General features: G+C 34.3%; 12 protein-coding genes. 10 read left to right on the top strand and 2 right to left on the bottom strand.

The window, feature by feature from the left end:
• The first annotated feature begins 79 nt into the window (after window positions 1–79).
• Window positions 80–775 (top strand): hypothetical protein, encoded by a 696-nt coding sequence (locus HBB17_RS06025; RefSeq protein WP_167956562.1) that lies wholly within the window; start codon window positions 80–82, stop codon window positions 773–775.
• A complete protein-coding gene (locus HBB17_RS06020) occupies window positions 772–4,911 on the top strand; it encodes a zinc-ribbon domain-containing protein (protein WP_167956561.1) in 4,140 nt (1,379 codons plus the stop codon). Before HBB17_RS06025 ends, HBB17_RS06020 begins: the two co-directional genes overlap by 4 nt.
• Window positions 4,912–5,058: 147 nt before the next feature.
• On the opposite strand, the gene HBB17_RS06015 is transcribed toward HBB17_RS06020, so the two are convergent.
• Window positions 5,059–6,105 (bottom strand): tyrosine-type recombinase/integrase, encoded by a 1,047-nt coding sequence (locus tag HBB17_RS06015; protein WP_167956560.1) that lies wholly within the window; start codon window positions 6,103–6,105, stop codon window positions 5,059–5,061.
• A gap of 778 nt (window positions 6,106–6,883) precedes the next feature.
• Between HBB17_RS06015 and HBB17_RS06010 the strand changes: the two genes are divergently transcribed.
• The 5 genes from HBB17_RS06010 to HBB17_RS05990 are packed head-to-tail and all read left to right on the top strand — an operon-like array spanning window position 6,884 to window position 12,784.
• Window positions 6,884–8,233, top strand: coding sequence for a carbohydrate ABC transporter permease (locus tag HBB17_RS06010; RefSeq protein ID WP_238483684.1), 1,350 nt, complete (start codon window positions 6,884–6,886; stop codon window positions 8,231–8,233).
• 1 nt (window position 8,234) lies between these two features.
• Window positions 8,235–9,062 (top strand): sugar ABC transporter permease, encoded by an 828-nt coding sequence (locus HBB17_RS06005; RefSeq protein WP_167956559.1) that lies wholly within the window; start codon window positions 8,235–8,237, stop codon window positions 9,060–9,062.
• Between the two features lie 31 nt (window positions 9,063–9,093).
• The gene (locus HBB17_RS06000; protein WP_167956558.1) at window positions 9,094–10,368 is read left to right on the top strand and encodes a sugar ABC transporter substrate-binding protein; all 1,275 of its coding nucleotides are present in this window, start codon (window positions 9,094–9,096) and stop codon (window positions 10,366–10,368) included.
• Between the two features lie 35 nt (window positions 10,369–10,403).
• Window positions 10,404–12,125: a glycoside hydrolase family 13 protein gene (locus HBB17_RS05995; RefSeq protein ID WP_167956557.1), complete on the top strand. Its 1,722-nt coding sequence runs from the start codon at window positions 10,404–10,406 to the stop codon at window positions 12,123–12,125.
• A 2-nt stretch (window positions 12,126–12,127) separates the two neighbouring features.
• Window positions 12,128–12,784 (top strand): starch-binding protein, encoded by a 657-nt coding sequence (locus HBB17_RS05990; RefSeq protein WP_167956556.1) that lies wholly within the window; start codon window positions 12,128–12,130, stop codon window positions 12,782–12,784.
• Between the two features lie 62 nt (window positions 12,785–12,846).
• Here HBB17_RS05990 and HBB17_RS05985 read toward each other — a convergent pair whose 3' ends face one another.
• Window positions 12,847–13,764, bottom strand: a complete 918-nt coding sequence (locus HBB17_RS05985; RefSeq protein ID WP_167956555.1) for a LacI family DNA-binding transcriptional regulator — start codon at window positions 13,762–13,764, stop codon at window positions 12,847–12,849.
• A gap of 115 nt (window positions 13,765–13,879) precedes the next feature.
• Between HBB17_RS05985 and HBB17_RS05980 the strand changes: the two genes are divergently transcribed.
• From HBB17_RS05980 to HBB17_RS05970, 3 genes are all read left to right on the top strand, one after another.
• Complete coding sequence (locus HBB17_RS05980) at window positions 13,880–16,060, top strand: alpha-amylase family glycosyl hydrolase (protein WP_207717322.1); 2,181 nt, start codon at window positions 13,880–13,882, stop codon at window positions 16,058–16,060.
• A gap of 341 nt (window positions 16,061–16,401) precedes the next feature.
• Window positions 16,402–18,171: a glycoside hydrolase family 13 protein gene (locus HBB17_RS05975; RefSeq protein WP_167956554.1), complete on the top strand. Its 1,770-nt coding sequence runs from the start codon at window positions 16,402–16,404 to the stop codon at window positions 18,169–18,171.
• Between the two features lie 66 nt (window positions 18,172–18,237).
• Window positions 18,238–19,290 (top strand): DUF1611 domain-containing protein, encoded by a 1,053-nt coding sequence (locus HBB17_RS05970; RefSeq protein ID WP_167956553.1) that lies wholly within the window; start codon window positions 18,238–18,240, stop codon window positions 19,288–19,290.
• Window positions 19,291–19,295: the final 5 nt, after the last annotated feature.

The following is a 19,295-nucleotide window of genomic DNA, read 5'->3' as shown; positions in this document are numbered from 1 at the left end:
AACTTCAAAGTAGTTCTTACAGTTATCAAGAGTATCTCAACGAAAAATTATCTGAATTGAATACTGAGGGAGAAAACATATGGGAAGAAAGAAATTAATTACAGATGATTTGTTGATTTCAATGATTGATGAATTCTTTTATCGTATATGTGAAGGTAATGCTGCAAAATTGAAAATACCTGCTATTGGCAACTATTTACGTGAACATAATTACCCCAATTTAAAAGATTATGTTATACGAAGAAGTGAAGCAGCTATGTTACATGTAAATGAGTTAAAAAAATCTCAAGAAAATGAAAGTATTGCTACCGTTGTAATATATAAATCCATTGATGCAAAAGAATTTATAAATCATAACAGAAACGAAAAGCAATTAATTCAATCTTTAACAGAATTAAGCCTTTATTATAAAAAAGTGACAGATGCCGCAACACTAATTAATGATAAGTATAATAAATTAAGAAAAGACTACGATACATTAAATGAAGAGAGAAAATGTACAATTGAAGAATTAACTGCTATGAATAAAAAGTTTGCGGAAATCAGCAAGGAGAATATTGACCTTACTAGAGCAAATATTGCAATGAAGAAAATGATAGATACATATATATATCCAGAAATAGCAAATGAACTATTAAAGAAATCGGGGTTTGTTAAGGAAACACAAGGGATATTGAAACCAGAAGCTGTTGAATATAACTTAATCAAGGCGGATACTGAACTTAAATCTACTAGTAAAGTCATTCAAGGTTTATTCGATAAGTTTAAGGAGTGATTTTTATTCTTACATTAAGAGAACTAAATCCAGAAGCTGCTGAAATGTGGGCATACGACTTAAATGATCCTATTATTACTCCAGATAATATAGCTGGACGTTCAGATAAAATAGCATTTTTTAGATGTTTAGCAAATAGTAAACATGTATTTAAAAAAAGAGTAGGGAAAATGACTTCTGATGACGGAAATTCCTATGGCTGTATATATTGTAGTGACAATGCCAAAAGAGTATTCCCTGGAGAAACTGATTTATTATCAAAATGTCCTGAAGCACGTGATATGTGGGATTATGATAAGAATAAAGATATTAATCCAGCAAATGTTCTCCCAAAATCAAGCAAGAAAGCTTTTTTTAAATGTAATAAAGGACATAGTACATATCGGAAAATACAGGACTTTTATCGTTCCCCAAAATGCACAATATGTGAGCACGAAAAAACAAAGCTAATATATAATTTCCCAAATACAAGTCTATTTTGGAATAATCAGAAAAATATAAATATAGATATGAATGAGATTGGAAAATCAGCTAACACCATTATAGATCTTAAGTGTCCAAATTGCAAATACGATTGGAATGAAAAGGCTAGAACATGGTTTAATAGAAGATTTTGTCCCTGTTGTGGATTTGATGGCACAAAAGAAAGTATTAAGAAAAATAGTACATATATAAAGAAACATCCTAAAATTACATTTAGAATGGCAAATCCACAGGATGCTGAAATGTGGTGTTATGATCTTAACGGTGACAAGACTCCAGATAACGTATTATATACCTCAAAAATACAAGCTTATTTTATGTGCAAAAATGGTCACAAGTTTAAAACATCAATAGCAAACATGACTATATCAAAAGGTAAGTCTAGAGGTTGTCTTTATTGTAAAAACACTTCAATAAAAGCATATACAGGAGAAAACGATTTATTTACCTTATGTCCAGAAGCAAAGGAAATGTGGGATTTTGATAAGAACAAAAAAATAAATCCGGAAGTTTTGATTCCTACATCCCCTGTAAAGGCATATTTTAAATGTTCTTTTGGGCATGAGTCTTATGTTAGTGTTAGTAGTTTTTATAAAAATCCAATCTGTAAAAAATGTAATATAATTCAATCTAAAAGTATTGTTGCAAAAAGACCAGATGCTTTAGTGTATTGGGATTATAGTAGAAACACCTTATCACCTGAAGAAGTAACGCCGTTTTCCAATGAAGAAGCTTATTGGAAATGTCAAAGATGTGGTTACGAATGGAAAGCCATTATTGCCAATCGACTAACATCTTTAAAGAATAAATGTCCAAGTTGTGATTTAAGAAGAGTTTATAATAAATCACAAGATAAAGCGATAACATTTAGAACTCAGAAACCTGAAGCTGCTAAACTATGGATTGATGATATGAATAACGGTATAACACCAGATAACGTAGCTCCTAAATCTGGTAAAACCGTATATTTAAAGTGTGAAAATAATCCTGAACATATTTATTCAAAACATATCTACGAAATACCTAATAAGAAGCCTTACGGGTGTCCTTATTGTCAAAAAAGAAGAACTGTTGCATTTCCAGGAACAGATGATGTATTTACAATCTGTCCAACAAGTAAAGAAATGTGGGATTGGGAAAAGAACAAAGAACTAGATCCATATCATTTACTACCTGGTTCAAGAACAAGTGCTTGGTTTATATGTGAAAATGATCACAACTTTAAAAAAAGAATTCTTGAATTTGTTGAATCACCATCTTGTCCAGTGTGTAAAAAAATAAAGTATTCTATATCTAGTTACCCACATTTGATTAAGCAATGGCATTTTGAAAAGAATAAAGGTATTGATGTTAATTTAATGCCAGCTTCTACTAAAAAGACCGTTTGGTGGAAATGTAAAAAATGCGGTTACGAGTGGGAAGCTCAAATATGTTCAAGAAGACTTTCTAAAGGATTATGTCCATGTTGTGAAACCAGGATTATTGTTAAGGCGGGGATTACGGACTTATTTTCTATGGTTCCTGATTTAAAAGCTGATTATGACTTCAGTAAAAATACAAATATAAATCCAGATAAGCTTTATGTGAGTGATAGTACAAAAGTTTGGTGGAAATGTAACAAATGTGGGTATGAATGGAAGGCTTCTCCCACTTCAAGACTTATTTCCAGAGAAAATAATTATGAAATTAAAGAGTGTTCAGCCTGTGCAGGTACTATCAGAACAAAGCCTTATGTTGAATTATATCCTGATTTACGTAAAAGATTTAATGAAAGAAAAAACGGGTTTCCAGTGGAAGAACTGCAGTCCTCAATGCTCACACAGAATTTATATTGGACTTGCGATGTTTGCAAAAAAAATTTTACTACTACTTTAGCTACAATGATACGCAGTTATTCTTCTAAATTTCATGGTTGCTCTTACTGTAGTAGAACGATTATACCCAGAGAAGAGTCTTTTGGGTTTCTGTATCCTGTTCTTATGAAAGAATATGATCCAGAGAATACAGTAGATGCATATGAATATTCACCAATTTCTCCCAAAATAGTTAAGTGGATTTGTAAAAACAATCCTAATCATAAGTGGGAAGCTTCTTTTATAAAACGAAAGGGTTCTTATGGTGGTTGTCCAGAATGTGAACTGACTGAACGTTTACTACTAATAAATGTACGCCCAGATTTAGAAGAGTATTATGATCTATCAAAAAATGATATACCATTTTCATCAATAACTTACATGTCAAATAAGAAATTTTGGTGGAAATGTAAAATGAATCATTCTTTTAATTATCGTGTTTATTCCTTAAGTAAATATGATTCTTTTTACTGTCCTATTTGTAATAATGTACTTTTAGAAAGCGGTTTTAATGATTTCGCGACGAAATATCCTGAGTTTGTCCAATATTTTGATAAGGATAAGAATATGTTTTCTCCATATGAAATTCGCTTCAACTCTAAAACATCAATATGGTGGACTTGCGATAATGGACATAGTTATCAACAAACAATATATAATAGAATACAGAATAAAAATTGTTCTGTCTGTAGTCGAAGTATTGTAATTCCGGGTACAAATGATTTTCTATCTAGTAATCCAGGTATTGAGAAAATATGGGGACCTGATAATGATAAAAAACCAGAAGAATACTCTGATATTACTTCAGCTGAGATGGATTTTCTTTGTGAGAAAGGTCATCATTATAAAACATTTGCATATCGTATACGAACTAATGGAACTCAATGTCTAGTTTGTCAAAATATAGTTTTTTTACCAGGTGTTAATTCTTTTGCAGATAAATATCCTGAACTATTAGATGAGTGGAGTGACGCTAACGAAATAAAACCAACTGAGATTATTTGCAATTCCAGTACTAATGTAAAATGGATATGTCCAACTTGTCATGGCCTATATGAACATCAAATTAACGAGCGAAGTAAAGGTGATATGTGTTGTCCATATTGCAATAATAATTTAGTCAAAGCAGACTTTAATTCATTTGCTGCTAAAGCACCTAAAGAATTAGTTGCTCAATGGAGTTTAGATAATAAAAAAAGACCGACTGAAGTATTATATCCTACAGGAAAATATTATAAGCGGTTGTGTATTAAATGTAATAATTCATATCCACAGAAATTAAGTGATTGGAAAATTGATGATAATTCCTGTCCTTATTGTAATGATAAAGAAACATTAGCAGGCTTTAATTCACTTTTAGATACTCATAAGGAACTTGTAAAAGAATGGAGTAATAATAACGAATTGGCCCCTGATAAATACAGAAAGTCAACAACCTATTATGTCTTATGGATATGCCCAACTTGTCATGGTGAATATTCTGCTAGAATATGTGATAGAGAAGTAGGTGATAATTCTTGTCCTTATTGTAAAGGAAAAAAAGCATTAACAGGATTTAATACATTTAAGACTAAACACCCTGATTTAATGAAAACTTGGGACTATATAAATAATTACATACTACTCGATCCAGATACAATATTGGATAAATGTGATTATTTAGTGTGGTGGAATTGCGATAAAGACCCCTCACATAAATACTTAATGTCACCAAAACGAAGAATCCAAAATCAAATACGTCACATCGAATGCTGTAAAGTATGTAAAGGTTATAGGCGAAAGAAACATCATTACATATAAAAATACGGAGCAATTTTAAGATATGCTCCGCATAAAATAAAGTACATTTCATGAGTATTTTTCTAGTTATTATATTTTTACTTTTCACGTTTATAAAGTACATTTTTTCTTTTTTTATCAAAAAAATTTTTTTTACTTATACATGATTTACTCTCGCAATCGAACAGCATCCTTGGCACTACGTCTACGTTCTTCTTCAAGAGCGGCGTAGTGCTTTCTTGTTGTATTGACATCCTTATGGCCAAGAACATCTGCTACAAGATAGATATCCCCTGTTTCACGGTACAGAGATGTACCATAGGTACTGCGAAGTTTATGTGGCGTAATTTTCTTCATTGTAGTTACGGTACTGGCGTATTTCTTTACGAGTAATTCAATACTGCGAACGCCCATTCGTTTCTTCTGAAGAGATAGAAAGAGCGCATCTTCATGTCCCGTAGCTGTAACGAGTTCCTTTCGCTGCGACAGGTACACTTGTAGAGCTTCCGTAACTTCTTCCCCAAAATAAACGAAAGCTTCATAACCACCTTTTCGCGTTATCTTAATTCTGCTATTATTAAAATCAACATCTTGAAGATTCAATCCCACACATTCAGAAACACGAATTCCTGTTCCCAACAATAAGGTCATGATTGCAAGATCCCTTTCCTTTGTTTTTGTATGAAAGGCTTGTTGCTTTTCTGTCAATCGATTGCCCGATTCAACCGTATCTAGTAAAGTTGCTACTTCATCAACATCAAGGCGGATAATTGCCTTTTCATGCAGTTTTGGCATGTCAACTTGGAGAACTGGATTTTCATTGATCATCTTATTCTTATGAAAATACCCATAAAAAGAGCGAAGAGCAGCAAGTTTACGTTTGATTCCTCGTTCATTATTGCTATATTCAACACCATCTTTCGTGTATAGCTTTATATAATCAAGATATTCTTCAATATCCGTTGATTCTAATTGGGTTAAAAGTTCAATTCCAAACTCTCGAATGGGTTTGTCACGATAGTTCGGATTGTTAACTTGTATGAACTCAAAAAATGTATGGATATCAATCGCATAGGCAATTCTAGTCCTTGGAGCCGTACGGTTTTCGATACCACGAAAATACGTTGCTACATAAGGTGGCATATCTTTGATCAATTCTCTTAATTTTTTAGTATTCTCTATATTCAGCTGTTCCTGATACGTTTTTTCTTTCATCAGTAGGACTCCATTTCTTATCAATATCGTACATATATTCTGGTTAAATTATATCACATCTATTTGGCGAATGATAGAATAAGATCACTTGATTGATTTCTTTAAGCTTTAATCGACGCATTGTTTAATGCAATTGGTAAAATAGTACCATATTATAGTGATTTAAGAAGATATATTCATAACAGGTCTTTACAGAAGTACTAAGAATGCGATATAATGTAAATAAATGTTAAGTACATCAATAATTTGTCTGTTGTGTTATTGGTTTATAATGAATTTATTATTAACGTTAGCATATTTCTAGTATCTTTCTACTTTCTATCCTTTTAATTGATCATAAAATACCCCTTACAATGAAGATAATAAGACCAATACACATTTGACTTCTGTATACATTCTGTCTCGTTATTAAATTACTTCAGATCACCAATATACTTTTACCAATAAGAGAGCAAACCATTATTGTTGGATTTGTCTGCTAAAACTTTGAGAATAAAAGATTATGCTCATAATGTTTTCTGTATAATTTCTTTTAAGTAAAAAAACAAGCTGAAATTTAAGTTGAAAATCTTGAAAAAGCTTGTAAATACAATACTTTTCAACTCTATAAATTTACTTAAAAATATTTTGTTAAGTATTTTCATTAGGTAATTTGCATAAATACGCGCTATTTTTGTACAGATTTTAGTGCAATATTCCTTGACGAAAGGTTTCGTATGAAGTAAGATATAGTAAAGATGGTAATAAATGGGCCATCATACAGAAAGGATGAGAAATTGTGAATAAAAGAAATCGAATCATTAGTATGATTAGTTCGATACTCATTTGGGGTTCTGGTCAATTCTTTGTTTGTAAACAAAGAATAAAGGGATTAATTCTCTTTTTATTACAACTGATCTTTGTTGGCATAGAGTTATTCAGTGGTTACTGGCTAGAAGCATTATCTGGACAAATCAAACATTTTACCATTCGGTTACATGGTGGATTCTTTACGAAAGGAATATGGGGATTTATTACCTTAGGAACCAAAGAGGGTGGTCGGAATGGAGATCATTCGACCATGCTTATGATCACAGGAATCATAACAATATTAGTATTAATCGTTGTACTTGGAATCTACATATATAACATTCGAGATGCATATAAGATGGGTAAACTCCTAGATGAGACAGGACATTGTTTATCCACGAAAGAATACTTTAAAAGTGTTTACGCAAAGTTCTTTGCTTATGTTATTTTAATCCCAATCGTGATCTTCATTACCTTTGTGGTAATCATGCCAATTATATTTGCAATCTTTACAGCATTTACAAACTATAACAGCAATCATTTACCTCCAGGAAATCTCGTTCGTTGGGTAGGATTTGATAACTTTAAGAAATTGTTTGAGATACCAATCTGGTCCAGCACTTTCTTTTCTGTCCTTCGTTGGACTGTTATTTGGGCTGTACTGGCAACATTTTCTACATACTCTTTAGGAATGTTTCAAGCAATTTTGCTCAATAGCAAATATACCAAATGTAAAACATTATACCGTGGAATCATGATACTTCCATGGGCAATTCCACAACTGATATCTTTGTTGGTATTCCGTAATTTCTTGAATGGGCAATTTGGACCAGTTAGTAAATTTTTAATGGATATTGGATTGACTGATCATCGTATTGCATTTTTATCCGATCCATTTATCGCGAAAGTAACCATACTAATCGTTAATCTCTGGTTGAGTTTCCCGATGTTTATGATTATGATTCAAGGAATTCTATCCAATATTGATAAGAGTATTTATGAAGCTGCTGAAATCGATGGTGGTGGAAGTGTTAAGATTTTCTTCCACATTACGTTACCATTGGTTCTACGATCCACCGCTCCATTGATTGTTATGAATCTTGCAGGTAATTTTAATGGATTTGGTACAATTTACTTTCTTACCAATGGTGGTCCGGTTAACACCAACTACCAATTTGCAGGAGATACCGATATCTTGATCTCTTGGATTTACAAATTAACATTGGATCAACGACTATACGATATGGCAGCAGTTATGAACATCATGATCTTTATCTTGATTGCTGCGGTTTCAATTTGGAACTTCAGACGTACACAAGCATTTAAGGAGGTGGAATAATATGTGGAAGAAACGATTGAAGATATTTTTAATTAATGCAGAACAGATTCTTGTTTCAATCCTAGTACTTGTTCCTGTTGTCTGGATCATCATGTCCTCCTTCAATAAAGGAAAGAACTTATCAACAGCAAGCTTTATTCCAAAAGAATTCACCTTATCAAATTATGTTGATTTATTTACAGAAAATGAATTTGGACATTGGTTCGTTAACAGTTTATCCATCGCTACACTTAACGCATTCGTATCCGTTGCATTAATCTTATTAACTGCGTGGGTTTTATCACGCTTCAAGTTCAAAGGAAAGAAAACTGGATTGTTAACCTTATTGGTTTTATCCATGTTTCCTAGTTTCCTTTCCATGACAGCAGTATATACCTTATTTGTTGTACTAGAATTGGTAAATAAACCAATTGCTTTGGTAATCCTTTATGCGGCAGGCGCAATACCATATAACGTTTGGTTAGTAAAAGGATATATTGATGGAATTCCAAGTTCCTTAGATGAAGCAGCTTACATTGATGGTAGTAGCAAGTTTAATACATTTCGTAAGATTATCGTTCCAATATCAAAACCAATTATTGTATATTGTGCCGTATCACAGTTCATGATGCCTTGGATGGATTACATTGTTCCAAATCTAGTCTTATCTGGTAACAAGAATAAAACGGTAGCCGTAGGATTGTATTCCATGATTTCTACTGATCAAGATGCAAACTTTACGCAATTTGCTGCTGGAGCAGTTGTTGTTGCAATTCCAATTACGATCATGTACCTAATCTTCCAGAAGTTCTTAGTGCAAGGTATTGTTGCAGGAGCATCAAAGGAATAGAGAAAAATAACCCAAAAAGGAGAGAGAAGATATGTATAAGAAAAGTAAAAAATTAATAGCACTTTGTTTATCAGTTATGTTAATCAGCGGTCTAACCGGATGTAAAAAAACGATTCCGGAAGAGCAAGAAGTTTTTACAGGAAGTGGAGCTGCTAACGTAAATGAAATGGTTCCTGAAAAAGATGCAAAATTAGTGTTCTGGGCGAGTGATAAAGAATACGGAGAAGCCATAGGAAAAGCGTTCGAGGAAAAATATGGGGTACCTGTAACCGTTGCCCAAGAAGGTATGGGCACCGTAGATAAGATTGCATTAAGTGGTCCTTCTGGCGAAGGTGCTGATGTTTTTATTACTGGTCACGATAATTTTGAAAAAGGGATGTCCTCTGGTGTATTCATGGAATTAGAAGATGCAATTGTTGATGAAATGAAGAGTAAAGTACCAGAATCAGGGCTTAATACAGTTCTTAGTGACGGTAAGTTTTATGGTATTCCAATCTCCATTGAAGTAAACTGTTTATTCTACAACAAAGATTTAGTTGAGACACCTGCTTCTACTTTAGAGGAGATTATAGAGGGTGCAAAAACTTTTAATGATGTTCAGAACAACAAGTTTAACTTGCTGTGTACCATTGGTGATGGCTACTACGAATTTCCATTCCTTTCTTCTCAAGGATTCCAATTGTTTGGAGAAAATGGAGATGATCAAGACAATCCAGGCTTTGATACAGATGAATTTGAAAAAGGACTGGAATTAATTTCTGAATTACATGACATTATGCCAATTACTTCTGCTGATCTTAACAACAAGAGTTCTTTAAAAGCAAACTTCATGGAAGGTAACGTTGCTTATTTTATCTCTGGACCTTGGGATGTTACACAAATTCAAGAAAGTGGTATGAATTTTGGAATTACAGAATTACCAACCTATCAAGGAAAACAGTTAACACCATTTGCAGGTGTACAATGTGCATTCGTTTCCACATTTACAAAATATCCAATAGCAGCAGAATTATTAGCAAACTTCTTAATCAGTGATGAAGGTGCAAGTATTCTTTATACAGAGAATAATGGTATCACTACGATCAGCGATATTTCTAACGTTGAGGGATTATCAGCAGATCCTTACCTACCAGCATTCGTTAACCAATTTGAAAACTCTATCCCAATGCCAAGCGTTAAGAGAATCTCATACTTCTGGTCAATTGCAGCAGACATCGATCGTGCTGTTTTCGATGGTCAGATTACACCAGCAGAAGGAAGAGCAAAAGCAATTGAAAACTGGGAAGCTTTATTAGCGACAGAGTAACAAATGATGACTAGATGTAACTGAAAGGAGCAAACATGAATAAAGAAGCACTCTATCATTGCTCAAAAAGTAATTATGCATATCCATATTCTACAACAGATATACGAATCCGTTTTCGTACTGCAAAAGATGATGTAAATGAGGTTCGTCTCTATTATGGTGTCAAATTCGATTGGGCAAATAAAACATATCAAATAATGGAAAAGATTGGCTCTGATACATACTTTGATTATTATCAATATAATATTAGGCAAGAGGATGTTCGCTTGGGATACTATTTTGAAGTAATCACAGATCAAGAAGATTTGTTCTATACAGAAGCAGGAATATTAGATTCTTTTGATGATAATCGTGCGCATTGCTTATTCTTTCAATATCCAAGCGTACATGATTTAGATTTACCTCATAAACCAAATTGGTATAGCGATGCCATATTTTATCATATATTCGTAGAGCGTTTTGCAAATGGGAATCCCACGATTTCACCAGAACATCTTGTACCATGGGATTCTGATCCAAAGCCAAAATCTTTTTATGGCGGAGATCTAGAAGGAATACGACAACACCTTCCTTATCTGCAAGATCTTGGTGTTACCGCACTATACTTAACACCAATTTTTAAGTCCATCTCGAATCACAAATACGATACGATTGATTATATGGAAATTGACCCTCATTTTGGTGATAAAGAAACTTTTCGCTGTCTCGTAAATGAAGCACATGATAAAGGAATTCGAATTATTCTAGATGCTGTGTTTAATCATTGTAGCGAACAATTTGCACCATTCCAAGATGTATTACAAAAGGGAGAAGAATCCAAATACAAAGATTGGTTTCGGATTAAGGAATTCCCTGTTAATCAAAAGGAGCCAAACTATGAAATGTTTGCAACTGTTCCTTATATGCCTCGGTTGAACACGGCAAATAAAGAAGTACGTGATTATCTCTTTGATGTTGTTCGTTACTGGACAATGGAGTTTAAGATTGATGGTTGGAGACTTGATGTTGCAGATGAACCTGATCACTGTTTCTGGCGTGAATTTCGAACGGTAGTAAAAGAGATGGATCGTGACCTTGTTATCATTGGTGAAGTATGGCATGATTCACTGCCTTGGTTATTAGGTGATCAATTTGATACTGTTATGAATTATCCTATTACCCACCAAGCCATTAATTATATGGCAAAGGGAACAATCAACGCTAAACTTTTTTCAGAAGCACTAATGATGCAACTAATGAAATATCCGGATCTTGTGAATGAGATGATGTTCAATCTACTAGACAGCCATGATACCGAACGCTTTTTGTTCATGTGCGATGAAAACAAGCAGAATCTAAAAAATGCAGCAGCATTTCAATTCGGATATTTGGGTACACCATGTGTCTATTATGGAACAGAAATTGGCTTAACAGGTGGATATGATCCGGGCTGCAGAAAAGGATTTAATTGGAATTCTAAAGAATGGGATAAGGATCTCTATAATTGGTATAAGAAGTTAATTCAAATTCGGAAATCGGAGAATACACTTCGTTATGGATCCGTATCATTCCAAAGTACCAATGAACTATTTATAATGAAACGTAGTTTTGAAGATACCGACATCTATGTTGTAATTAATCAAACGGATCAAGTACAAGGTTTACCATCGGTCATCTTACAATCCAAGTGGACAGATCTATTAGAAGATCGCCCTTTGGAGCGTAATGAGATAATGCCTTTTACGGCACATTATTTTAAAATAAGTAAAGGAGAGTAATTATGAAAAAGAAATTGGAGAAGGTATTAAGTTTTCTACTTGTTTTTGCTTTTGTTATTATGGGATGTACATTAACCAATATGAAGGCAAAAGCAGCCGATAACACAAATGCAGAAACAGACGCTGCAACAGATGAAACAAGCACATCATCTGAAGCTGGTAATGTTGTGAAGATCTATTACAATACAGCTGACGGTTGGGAAGCAGTTAATATATGGGCTTGGACAATTGAAACAACCATTGACCTTGCAAAAAATCCATGGCCAGGAGATGCTATGACAGATGAAGGAAACGGATGGTTTTCTGCTGAAATAACTGCAGATGAAAAAATCGGTGTATTATTTACTGATAATGCCGGTGGTCAAACTTCTGATTGTAAAGATCTAGAGCCAGGTAAAACATATTGGATCACTAATGGAAGTGAAGACTTATTGAATGATTCAGGAATGGGTGGTGGCGTAAGTCTTACTATGGCAACAGAACCTCAAGCTGGTTGGCCAGAAGGTCCAGCTGCGGAAGAAGCTACTACTACAACAGCAGAAGCATCTGAAAAAACAGATAGCAATAATGTAATGTTATATGTAATCATAGCTGTAGTTGCTGTTGCAGCAATCATTGTAGTTGTTGTATTAACCAAAAAGAAAAAGGGAGCAAAGTAATAGATTCTATCTATTACAGCCATCAGCATTAGATATCAACAAAAGGGAAGGAGGGTAGTCAATCAGTCTGCATCAGGATTGATAAGAAGCTGATTACAAGGAGTACCAACATACACAAGACGAAGGAGCTGTTCCAATGTTTTAACAGCAGTAATAGCCTTCGTCTTGTTTTTTATTGATATCGTTTTGGTATCAGGTAACAAAAGATTAGATTTGTCAAGCGAAGTAATTACAACAATCTGATCATTACGAATATAACGTTCTACTTCTAAACCGAGAATCTCACCTAGGACAACTCCCTTTTTGTTCTGATGCTGAAGGAGAAATTCTCGAAGGTTATTCTTCATATCATTTACAAATATATGTTCAGGTTGGATTGATTTTGTAATGATATCTTTTAGTTCTTCATTCAAGATATCTTCCATGATTAAAAAAATGTCATCTTCTTCAAGTAATCGTTTTGCCCTAGAAATAATCAAACTATAGTTGGGATATATTTTACAAAACAGGGGATCATTGATTTCGCAATCTAAGAAGATAATTGGTACATAATATTTATTCGTTACTTTTCTTACATCCTCTGAACGGATATCAATAATAAATGCTGCATCGAGAGAGCGTTTTGATATGATATCGGCCTCTTCTTCAAATGCTTTTGTTGTTGCGATCACTGTATCATAACCCAACAAAGATAATTGCATCTGAAGTTCAATTGCCAGATCATAATAAAGCATTTTTTTGCTTGATGCATTCCGTTTATTCCAATTAATAATAATACCGATCAAATTACTTTTAGGGTGCGTTGTACAACGATTAATATTTGGTACATAGTTTAATTTCTTTGCAGCTTCCAACACTTTGATGCGAGTATCATGTTTTATGTGTTCTTTTTCTGAATTATTAATTACATAAGAAACGGTGGCAACAGATACACCACACAAGTCTGCAATATCTTGCATTGTTGCTTTATTCTTACTCATGATCATCCTCCATACCAATAATTACTAGAATCCATTGTATCATGAGAAAATTGGAAAAGCAACCAACGAAGTTACTTGATAAAATCAATTCTTTTGAAAGGATAGGGTGATTATTATGATGAATCAATTGCACTGGAATAAAAAGAAACACTCTTATACTAAAAAATTAACGAGCTTACTTTTTGTACTAATCTTCGCCTTTGGTGTAATTTTTACAAATGTACCTGTCAAAGCAGCATCAACTACGACTGATGCTGAAGCATCCAATACAGCGAGCTTTTCAACAGATGTAATTTATCAGATTGTTACAGATCGTTTCTTCGATGGAGATCGCAGTAATAATCCTTCAGGTGAAATATTTGATCAATCCAATATGCAGAAGTATCATGGTGGAGATTGGGCTGGCATTACACAAAAACTGAATGAAGGATATTTCACTGGACTAGGAGTTTCAGCTTTATGGATCTCTTCTCCAGTAGAAAACATTACAACAATTGATCCTTCTAACAATTGTGCATCTTACCATGGATATTGGGCAAAGGATTTCTTCCGCACAAACCCATACTTTGGTTCTCTTAATGATTTCCAAACAATGATCCAAACCGCACATTCTTTAGGAATCAAGATCGTTATTGATTTTGCACCAAACCATACTTCTACTGCTGAATATGGAAATATGACATTCCCAGAAGATGGTGCTCTATATCGTGATGGATCTTATTTAGGTGGATTTACTAATGACCCTCAAGGTTTGTTCAATCATGAAAGCTGGACTGATTTCTCTACTTACGAAGATGGAATTTATCACAGTATGTATGGTTTAGCTGACTTAAATCATCAAAACGCAACCGTAGACGATTACATGAAAGATGCCATTCAAATGTGGCTAGATCTTGGAATTGACGGAATCCGTGTGGATGCAGTAAAACATATGTCATTTGGTTGGCAAAAAAACTGGCTAAGTTCTGTTTATTCTCATAAACCAGTATTCGTATTCGGAGAATGGTTTGTTGGTGGTGTATCAGCAGATTCAGACATGAATAAATTTGCAAATGACAGTGGTATGAGTTTATTAGATTTCCGTTTTGCTAATGCAGTACGTAATGCACTTGGTGAAGGTACTGCAACTATGGAGGATTTATACAATGTAGTAGTTGAAACGGGTTCTGATTTTGAAGAGGTAAATGACCAAGTAACCTTCATTGATAATCATGACATGAGCCGTTTTATGACATTAGCAAGCAATAATTCTCGTTCCCTTGAAAATGCTTATGTAGTCTTATTAACATCCCGCGGTGTTCCTACTATTTATTATGGTTCTGAACAATATGCAACAGGAACAACCGATCCTTATAACCGTGGAGATATGCCATCATTTAATACAAACTCAACGGCATATAAAGTAATCAGTTATCTTTCTCCACTTCGTAAAACAAACCCAGCTTTAGCTTATGGTACAACTCAAGAACGATGGATGAACGATGATATCCTCATCTATGAGCGTCAATTTGGTAATAACGTTGTTGTAACTGCAGTAAATCGTAATCAAAGTAGAAGTACATCAATCTCTGGATTAAATACCAATTTACCACAAGGTACTTATAATGACGTATTAAACGGAACTCTTGGCGGTGGCAGTATAACAGTATCTAGAACAGGTGCAGTCAATACCTTTACATTAGGTGCAGGTCAATCTGCTGTATGGCAATATACGGCAACTTCTTCTTCTCCATTGATTGGTAACGTAGATCCTATGATGGGTATCGCAGGTGACACTATTACTATTACAGGACGTGGATTTGGTTCTTCAGCAGGTTCTGTTAAATTTGGTACCAATGCAGCAACTGTTCTATCTTGGACTGACTCTCTAATAAAAGTAGCAGTACCAAGTATCGCAGCAGGAAAATATCCTATTAAAGTTACATCAGCAGCTGGTACCTCAAGTAACACTTACGGTGGCTTCGAAGTATTAAGTGGCACACAAATATCTGCTCGTTTGAAAGTAAACAATGCATCGACAGATTGGGGTAGTAGCGTATACGTTGTAGGTAACGTATATGAATTAGGTAATTGGGATCCAGCCAATGCAATTGGCCCAATGTTCAATTCCACAAGTACAATCGGTATGTATCCAACTTGGTTCTATGATGTGAATCTTCCTGCTGGACAAACAATTCAGTACAAATTCATTAAGAAGGATGCGAATGGTAACGTTATCTGGGAAAGCGGAAGTAACCATACCATTACTACACCTTCTTCTGGAACTGCAAGTGCAACCACAGATTGGCAAAATTAGTGGTAATCGAATTCGATTCTAATTTTGTGATAGTCTGATCTTATGTAAGCTCTTTATCACTTCTATATGATAAAGAGCTTACAATCTAAATCTCTATATTAATACTTATGGATTAAATAGTCTATGAACTATAATCCATTTTTGTTAGTGAATTCTTGAAAATCCATTATTTCCATAATAAATAATTTAAAATAAATCAATGCTAGGGTCAAAATGACATTTCACATTGTGCTTACACATACGTAAAAATGATGTGTTTACCTAGCAATAATCAGTAAGATACAAAAAACAGTAGTGTACATATTAATTTTCTTCTCTATTTCCTTGAAAGGAGCGATTATATGTTAAAAGAAGCGGTTTTTCATGTTAGTGATGATCCATATGCCTTTCCCATTGGTAATAATGATCTTAAGGTTAGATTGAAAGTGAAACGTTCTGACTTGCAGGCTTGTTACGTTTATCATGGGGATCGGTATGAATGGGATCACAAATACGACGAAATTTCCACATTATCAAAAGTTGCATGGGATGAAAACTTTGATTATTTCGAAGGCGTAATTCATTCGAATACCAAACGAATTCGTTATCAGTTTCAATTAAAAGGCAACGATCAAAAAGAAATGTGGTATGGAGAGAATGGAATCGCAGACACAATGGATAAAGCAGGGATGTTTCAATTCCCTTACATATCAGAAGAAGACCTCTATACGATACCAAATTGGGTTGATGAAGCAGTAGTATACCAGATTTTACCTGACCGTTTCTATAATGCAGATCCATCCTGCAATCCTGCTCATATTGTACCTTGGGATGAAAAACCTTCTGGGAATTCCTTCTACGGAGGTGATCTTCTTGGTATTATTAAAAAACTTGACTACTTAGTTGAACTTGGAATTAATCTGATCTATTTGACACCAATCTTTACATCACCAAGCAATCACAAATACGATACCACCGATTATATGCAAATTGATCCGAACTTTGGAGATTTGAAAACAGCAAAGAAATTAGTGGATCAAGCACATAAAAGAGGCATACGTGTTATTCTAGACGCAACCTTTCATCATTGTAGCGAGCATTTTTTTGCATTCGAAGATGTCATGAAGAAAGGGGAATTGTCTCGTTACAAAGATTGGTTCTATATTAATAGTTTTCCAATCGTTCAAAGTCCAAAACCCAACTATGGTACGTTTGGTTTTTTAGGAAGTATGCCAAAACTAAAAACTCATAACAAAGAAGTGCGCGAGTACTTATTACAAATTGGTTGCTATTGGATTGAAAAGATTGGTATCGATGGTTGGCGGATTGACGTTGCAAATGAGATTGATCATGAATTCTGGAGAATCTTTCGCAAAAAAATTAAAGAGTTGAAACCAGATGCATTGATCATCGGTGAGATATGGCATAATGCAGGTGCATGGTTGCGAGGAGATCAGTTTGATGGAGTTACAAACTATAAATTCCGAGAAGCTGTTCATAGTTTCTTCGCTAGAGGAGATTGTACGGTAAGTGAATTCAATAATCTATTAACGAAAAATCGCATGACATACTCGGAACAAGCACTTCGGACGATGTTTAATCTACTGGATAGCCATGACACAGAACGTTTTTTGACGGATTGCATTCGTTATCGTGATTTTGAAGATGGTGCAACGCCAATTGAATTAATGAAGTTGACCGTTTTGTTCCAGTTAACATACATTGGTATTCCGATTATATACTATGGAGATGAGATTGGTATGATTGGCTCCATGGATCCCGATTGTAGGAAACCAATGATCTGGGATAATGAATTACAAAACCAATGCATACGTACATTTTATGAGAAAGTTATCACATTACGAAAAAACGCAGAAGCGCTTACGAAAGGGAGTTTCGTTACGTGGATTGAAGAAGATACCCAAGGAATATTTGGCTATCTTCGAGCAACCGAAACGCAAACCGTTGGTATTATTTTGAATAACAGTGCCGTTGTTCGTTGTGTGCATACTACAATCCCTTGGAAAAACGAACATAGCAAACTTACAGACCTAATAACTGGAAAAGAGTATCTACGATCAGAGCAGATCACACTCCGAATTCCTCCGTTTGGTGGAATGATTTTATTGTAATGAACTGCAAATTAATGGTATTGATGGTATTACAGCTACAATCCGCATATATAAAGGAGGTTAAGAATGATTAATGTTGCGTTATATCCGTTTGATAAGATAACTAGAGGACTCGTCAAATTCAAAGATTTATTGAATTTCAACATCTATTCAATTGTTGATTTCGTTTATAACATAGGGGAAGATGCTGGTGCAAATATAGACGGTAATGTTCTTGGAATCCCCATACTAGATGATATAAAGAAAGCATTGGAACATGTTGACCTATTGATAATTAATAGTATGAATGGTCCATTTATTAATGATACCTATAAGAAAATATATAAAGAACATCGTGTTGAAGAACGATGTAAAGAAATGCTTGATTATGCAGCGAAAAATGGAATCTCTATTGTGTGCACTCATGATCTTGATGAAAAAACCAACCAATGGTTAATGCAAAAAGAAATTGACATAAGTACCTATCACAAATCAGATGAAGAGATGGAGTCCTTTATTGAAGCATATAGAAATTACGAAAGCTTAGGCAATACACATAAGATTGCCATCTATGCCACCAATTGCTGCCTTGGCAAATACACAACACAACTCTATGCTTTACGTGCATTAAAAGCAAAAGGGAAAAAAGTAGCTGCTTTGATTACCGAACCAGTAGCACCATTATATGATCAATTTGATGCCGACCCAATTAGGCATCGATTACTTGAAAATCCCATGCGTTATGTTCATTATGTTAAATCTTTAATGAAACAGATTGAACAGAAAGGATATTCCTATATGATCTATGCAGATCAGCAGAGTATAACAGGACAATATTTTTTGGAAGAAGCTGCTGCCAATATATCTCTTTTAAAAGCATATGATCCTGATACCATTTTCCTTGTGGTAGGATATGATAATACGAATCTGCAAAATTGTTTGGATCTTATTCGAATCTACTGCAATGGGAAGAAGCCTACTTGCATACTTTTACCAGATTGTATTGAGGTTACTTACGGTGTTTATGAGACAAAAACTCCAGAAGAGATTCAGAAAAGGATACAGGAGCTAAAGGAGACCTTTCATATGGAACAGGTTGTTCTTATCCGTGACATCGAAGGAGTCTTGGCAAAGTTCTAAGTAGC

The organism is Anaerosporobacter faecicola (assembly GCF_012070565.1).
In the GTDB taxonomy this organism is placed as follows: domain Bacteria; phylum Bacillota; class Clostridia; order Lachnospirales; family Lachnospiraceae; genus Anaerosporobacter; species Anaerosporobacter faecicola.
Note: the sequence above shows the minus strand (reverse complement) of the source record. Positions and strands in the feature narration are given on the sequence as shown.

Bases quoted from the DNA above. Each gene is read 5' to 3' on its own strand.
- HBB17_RS06025 (WP_167956562.1), top strand. From the start codon at position 80: ATGGGAAGAAAGAAATTAATTACAGATGATTTGTTGATTTCAATGATT.
- HBB17_RS06015 (WP_167956560.1), bottom strand. From the start codon at position 6,105: ATGAAAGAAAAAACGTATCAGGAACAGCTGAATATAGAGAATACTAAA.
- HBB17_RS05980 (WP_207717322.1), top strand. From the start codon at position 13,880: ATGATGAATCAATTGCACTGGAATAAAAAGAAACACTCTTATACTAAA.
- HBB17_RS05985 (WP_167956555.1), bottom strand. From the start codon at position 13,764: ATGAGTAAGAATAAAGCAACAATGCAAGATATTGCAGACTTGTGTGGT.
- HBB17_RS06005 (WP_167956559.1), top strand. From the start codon at position 8,235: ATGTGGAAGAAACGATTGAAGATATTTTTAATTAATGCAGAACAGATT.
- HBB17_RS05995 (WP_167956557.1), top strand. From the start codon at position 10,404: ATGAATAAAGAAGCACTCTATCATTGCTCAAAAAGTAATTATGCATAT.
- HBB17_RS05975 (WP_167956554.1), top strand. From the start codon at position 16,402: ATGTTAAAAGAAGCGGTTTTTCATGTTAGTGATGATCCATATGCCTTT.
- HBB17_RS05970 (WP_167956553.1), top strand. From the start codon at position 18,238: ATGATTAATGTTGCGTTATATCCGTTTGATAAGATAACTAGAGGACTC.
- HBB17_RS06000 (WP_167956558.1), top strand. From the start codon at position 9,094: ATGTATAAGAAAAGTAAAAAATTAATAGCACTTTGTTTATCAGTTATG.
- HBB17_RS05990 (WP_167956556.1), top strand. From the start codon at position 12,128: ATGAAAAAGAAATTGGAGAAGGTATTAAGTTTTCTACTTGTTTTTGCT.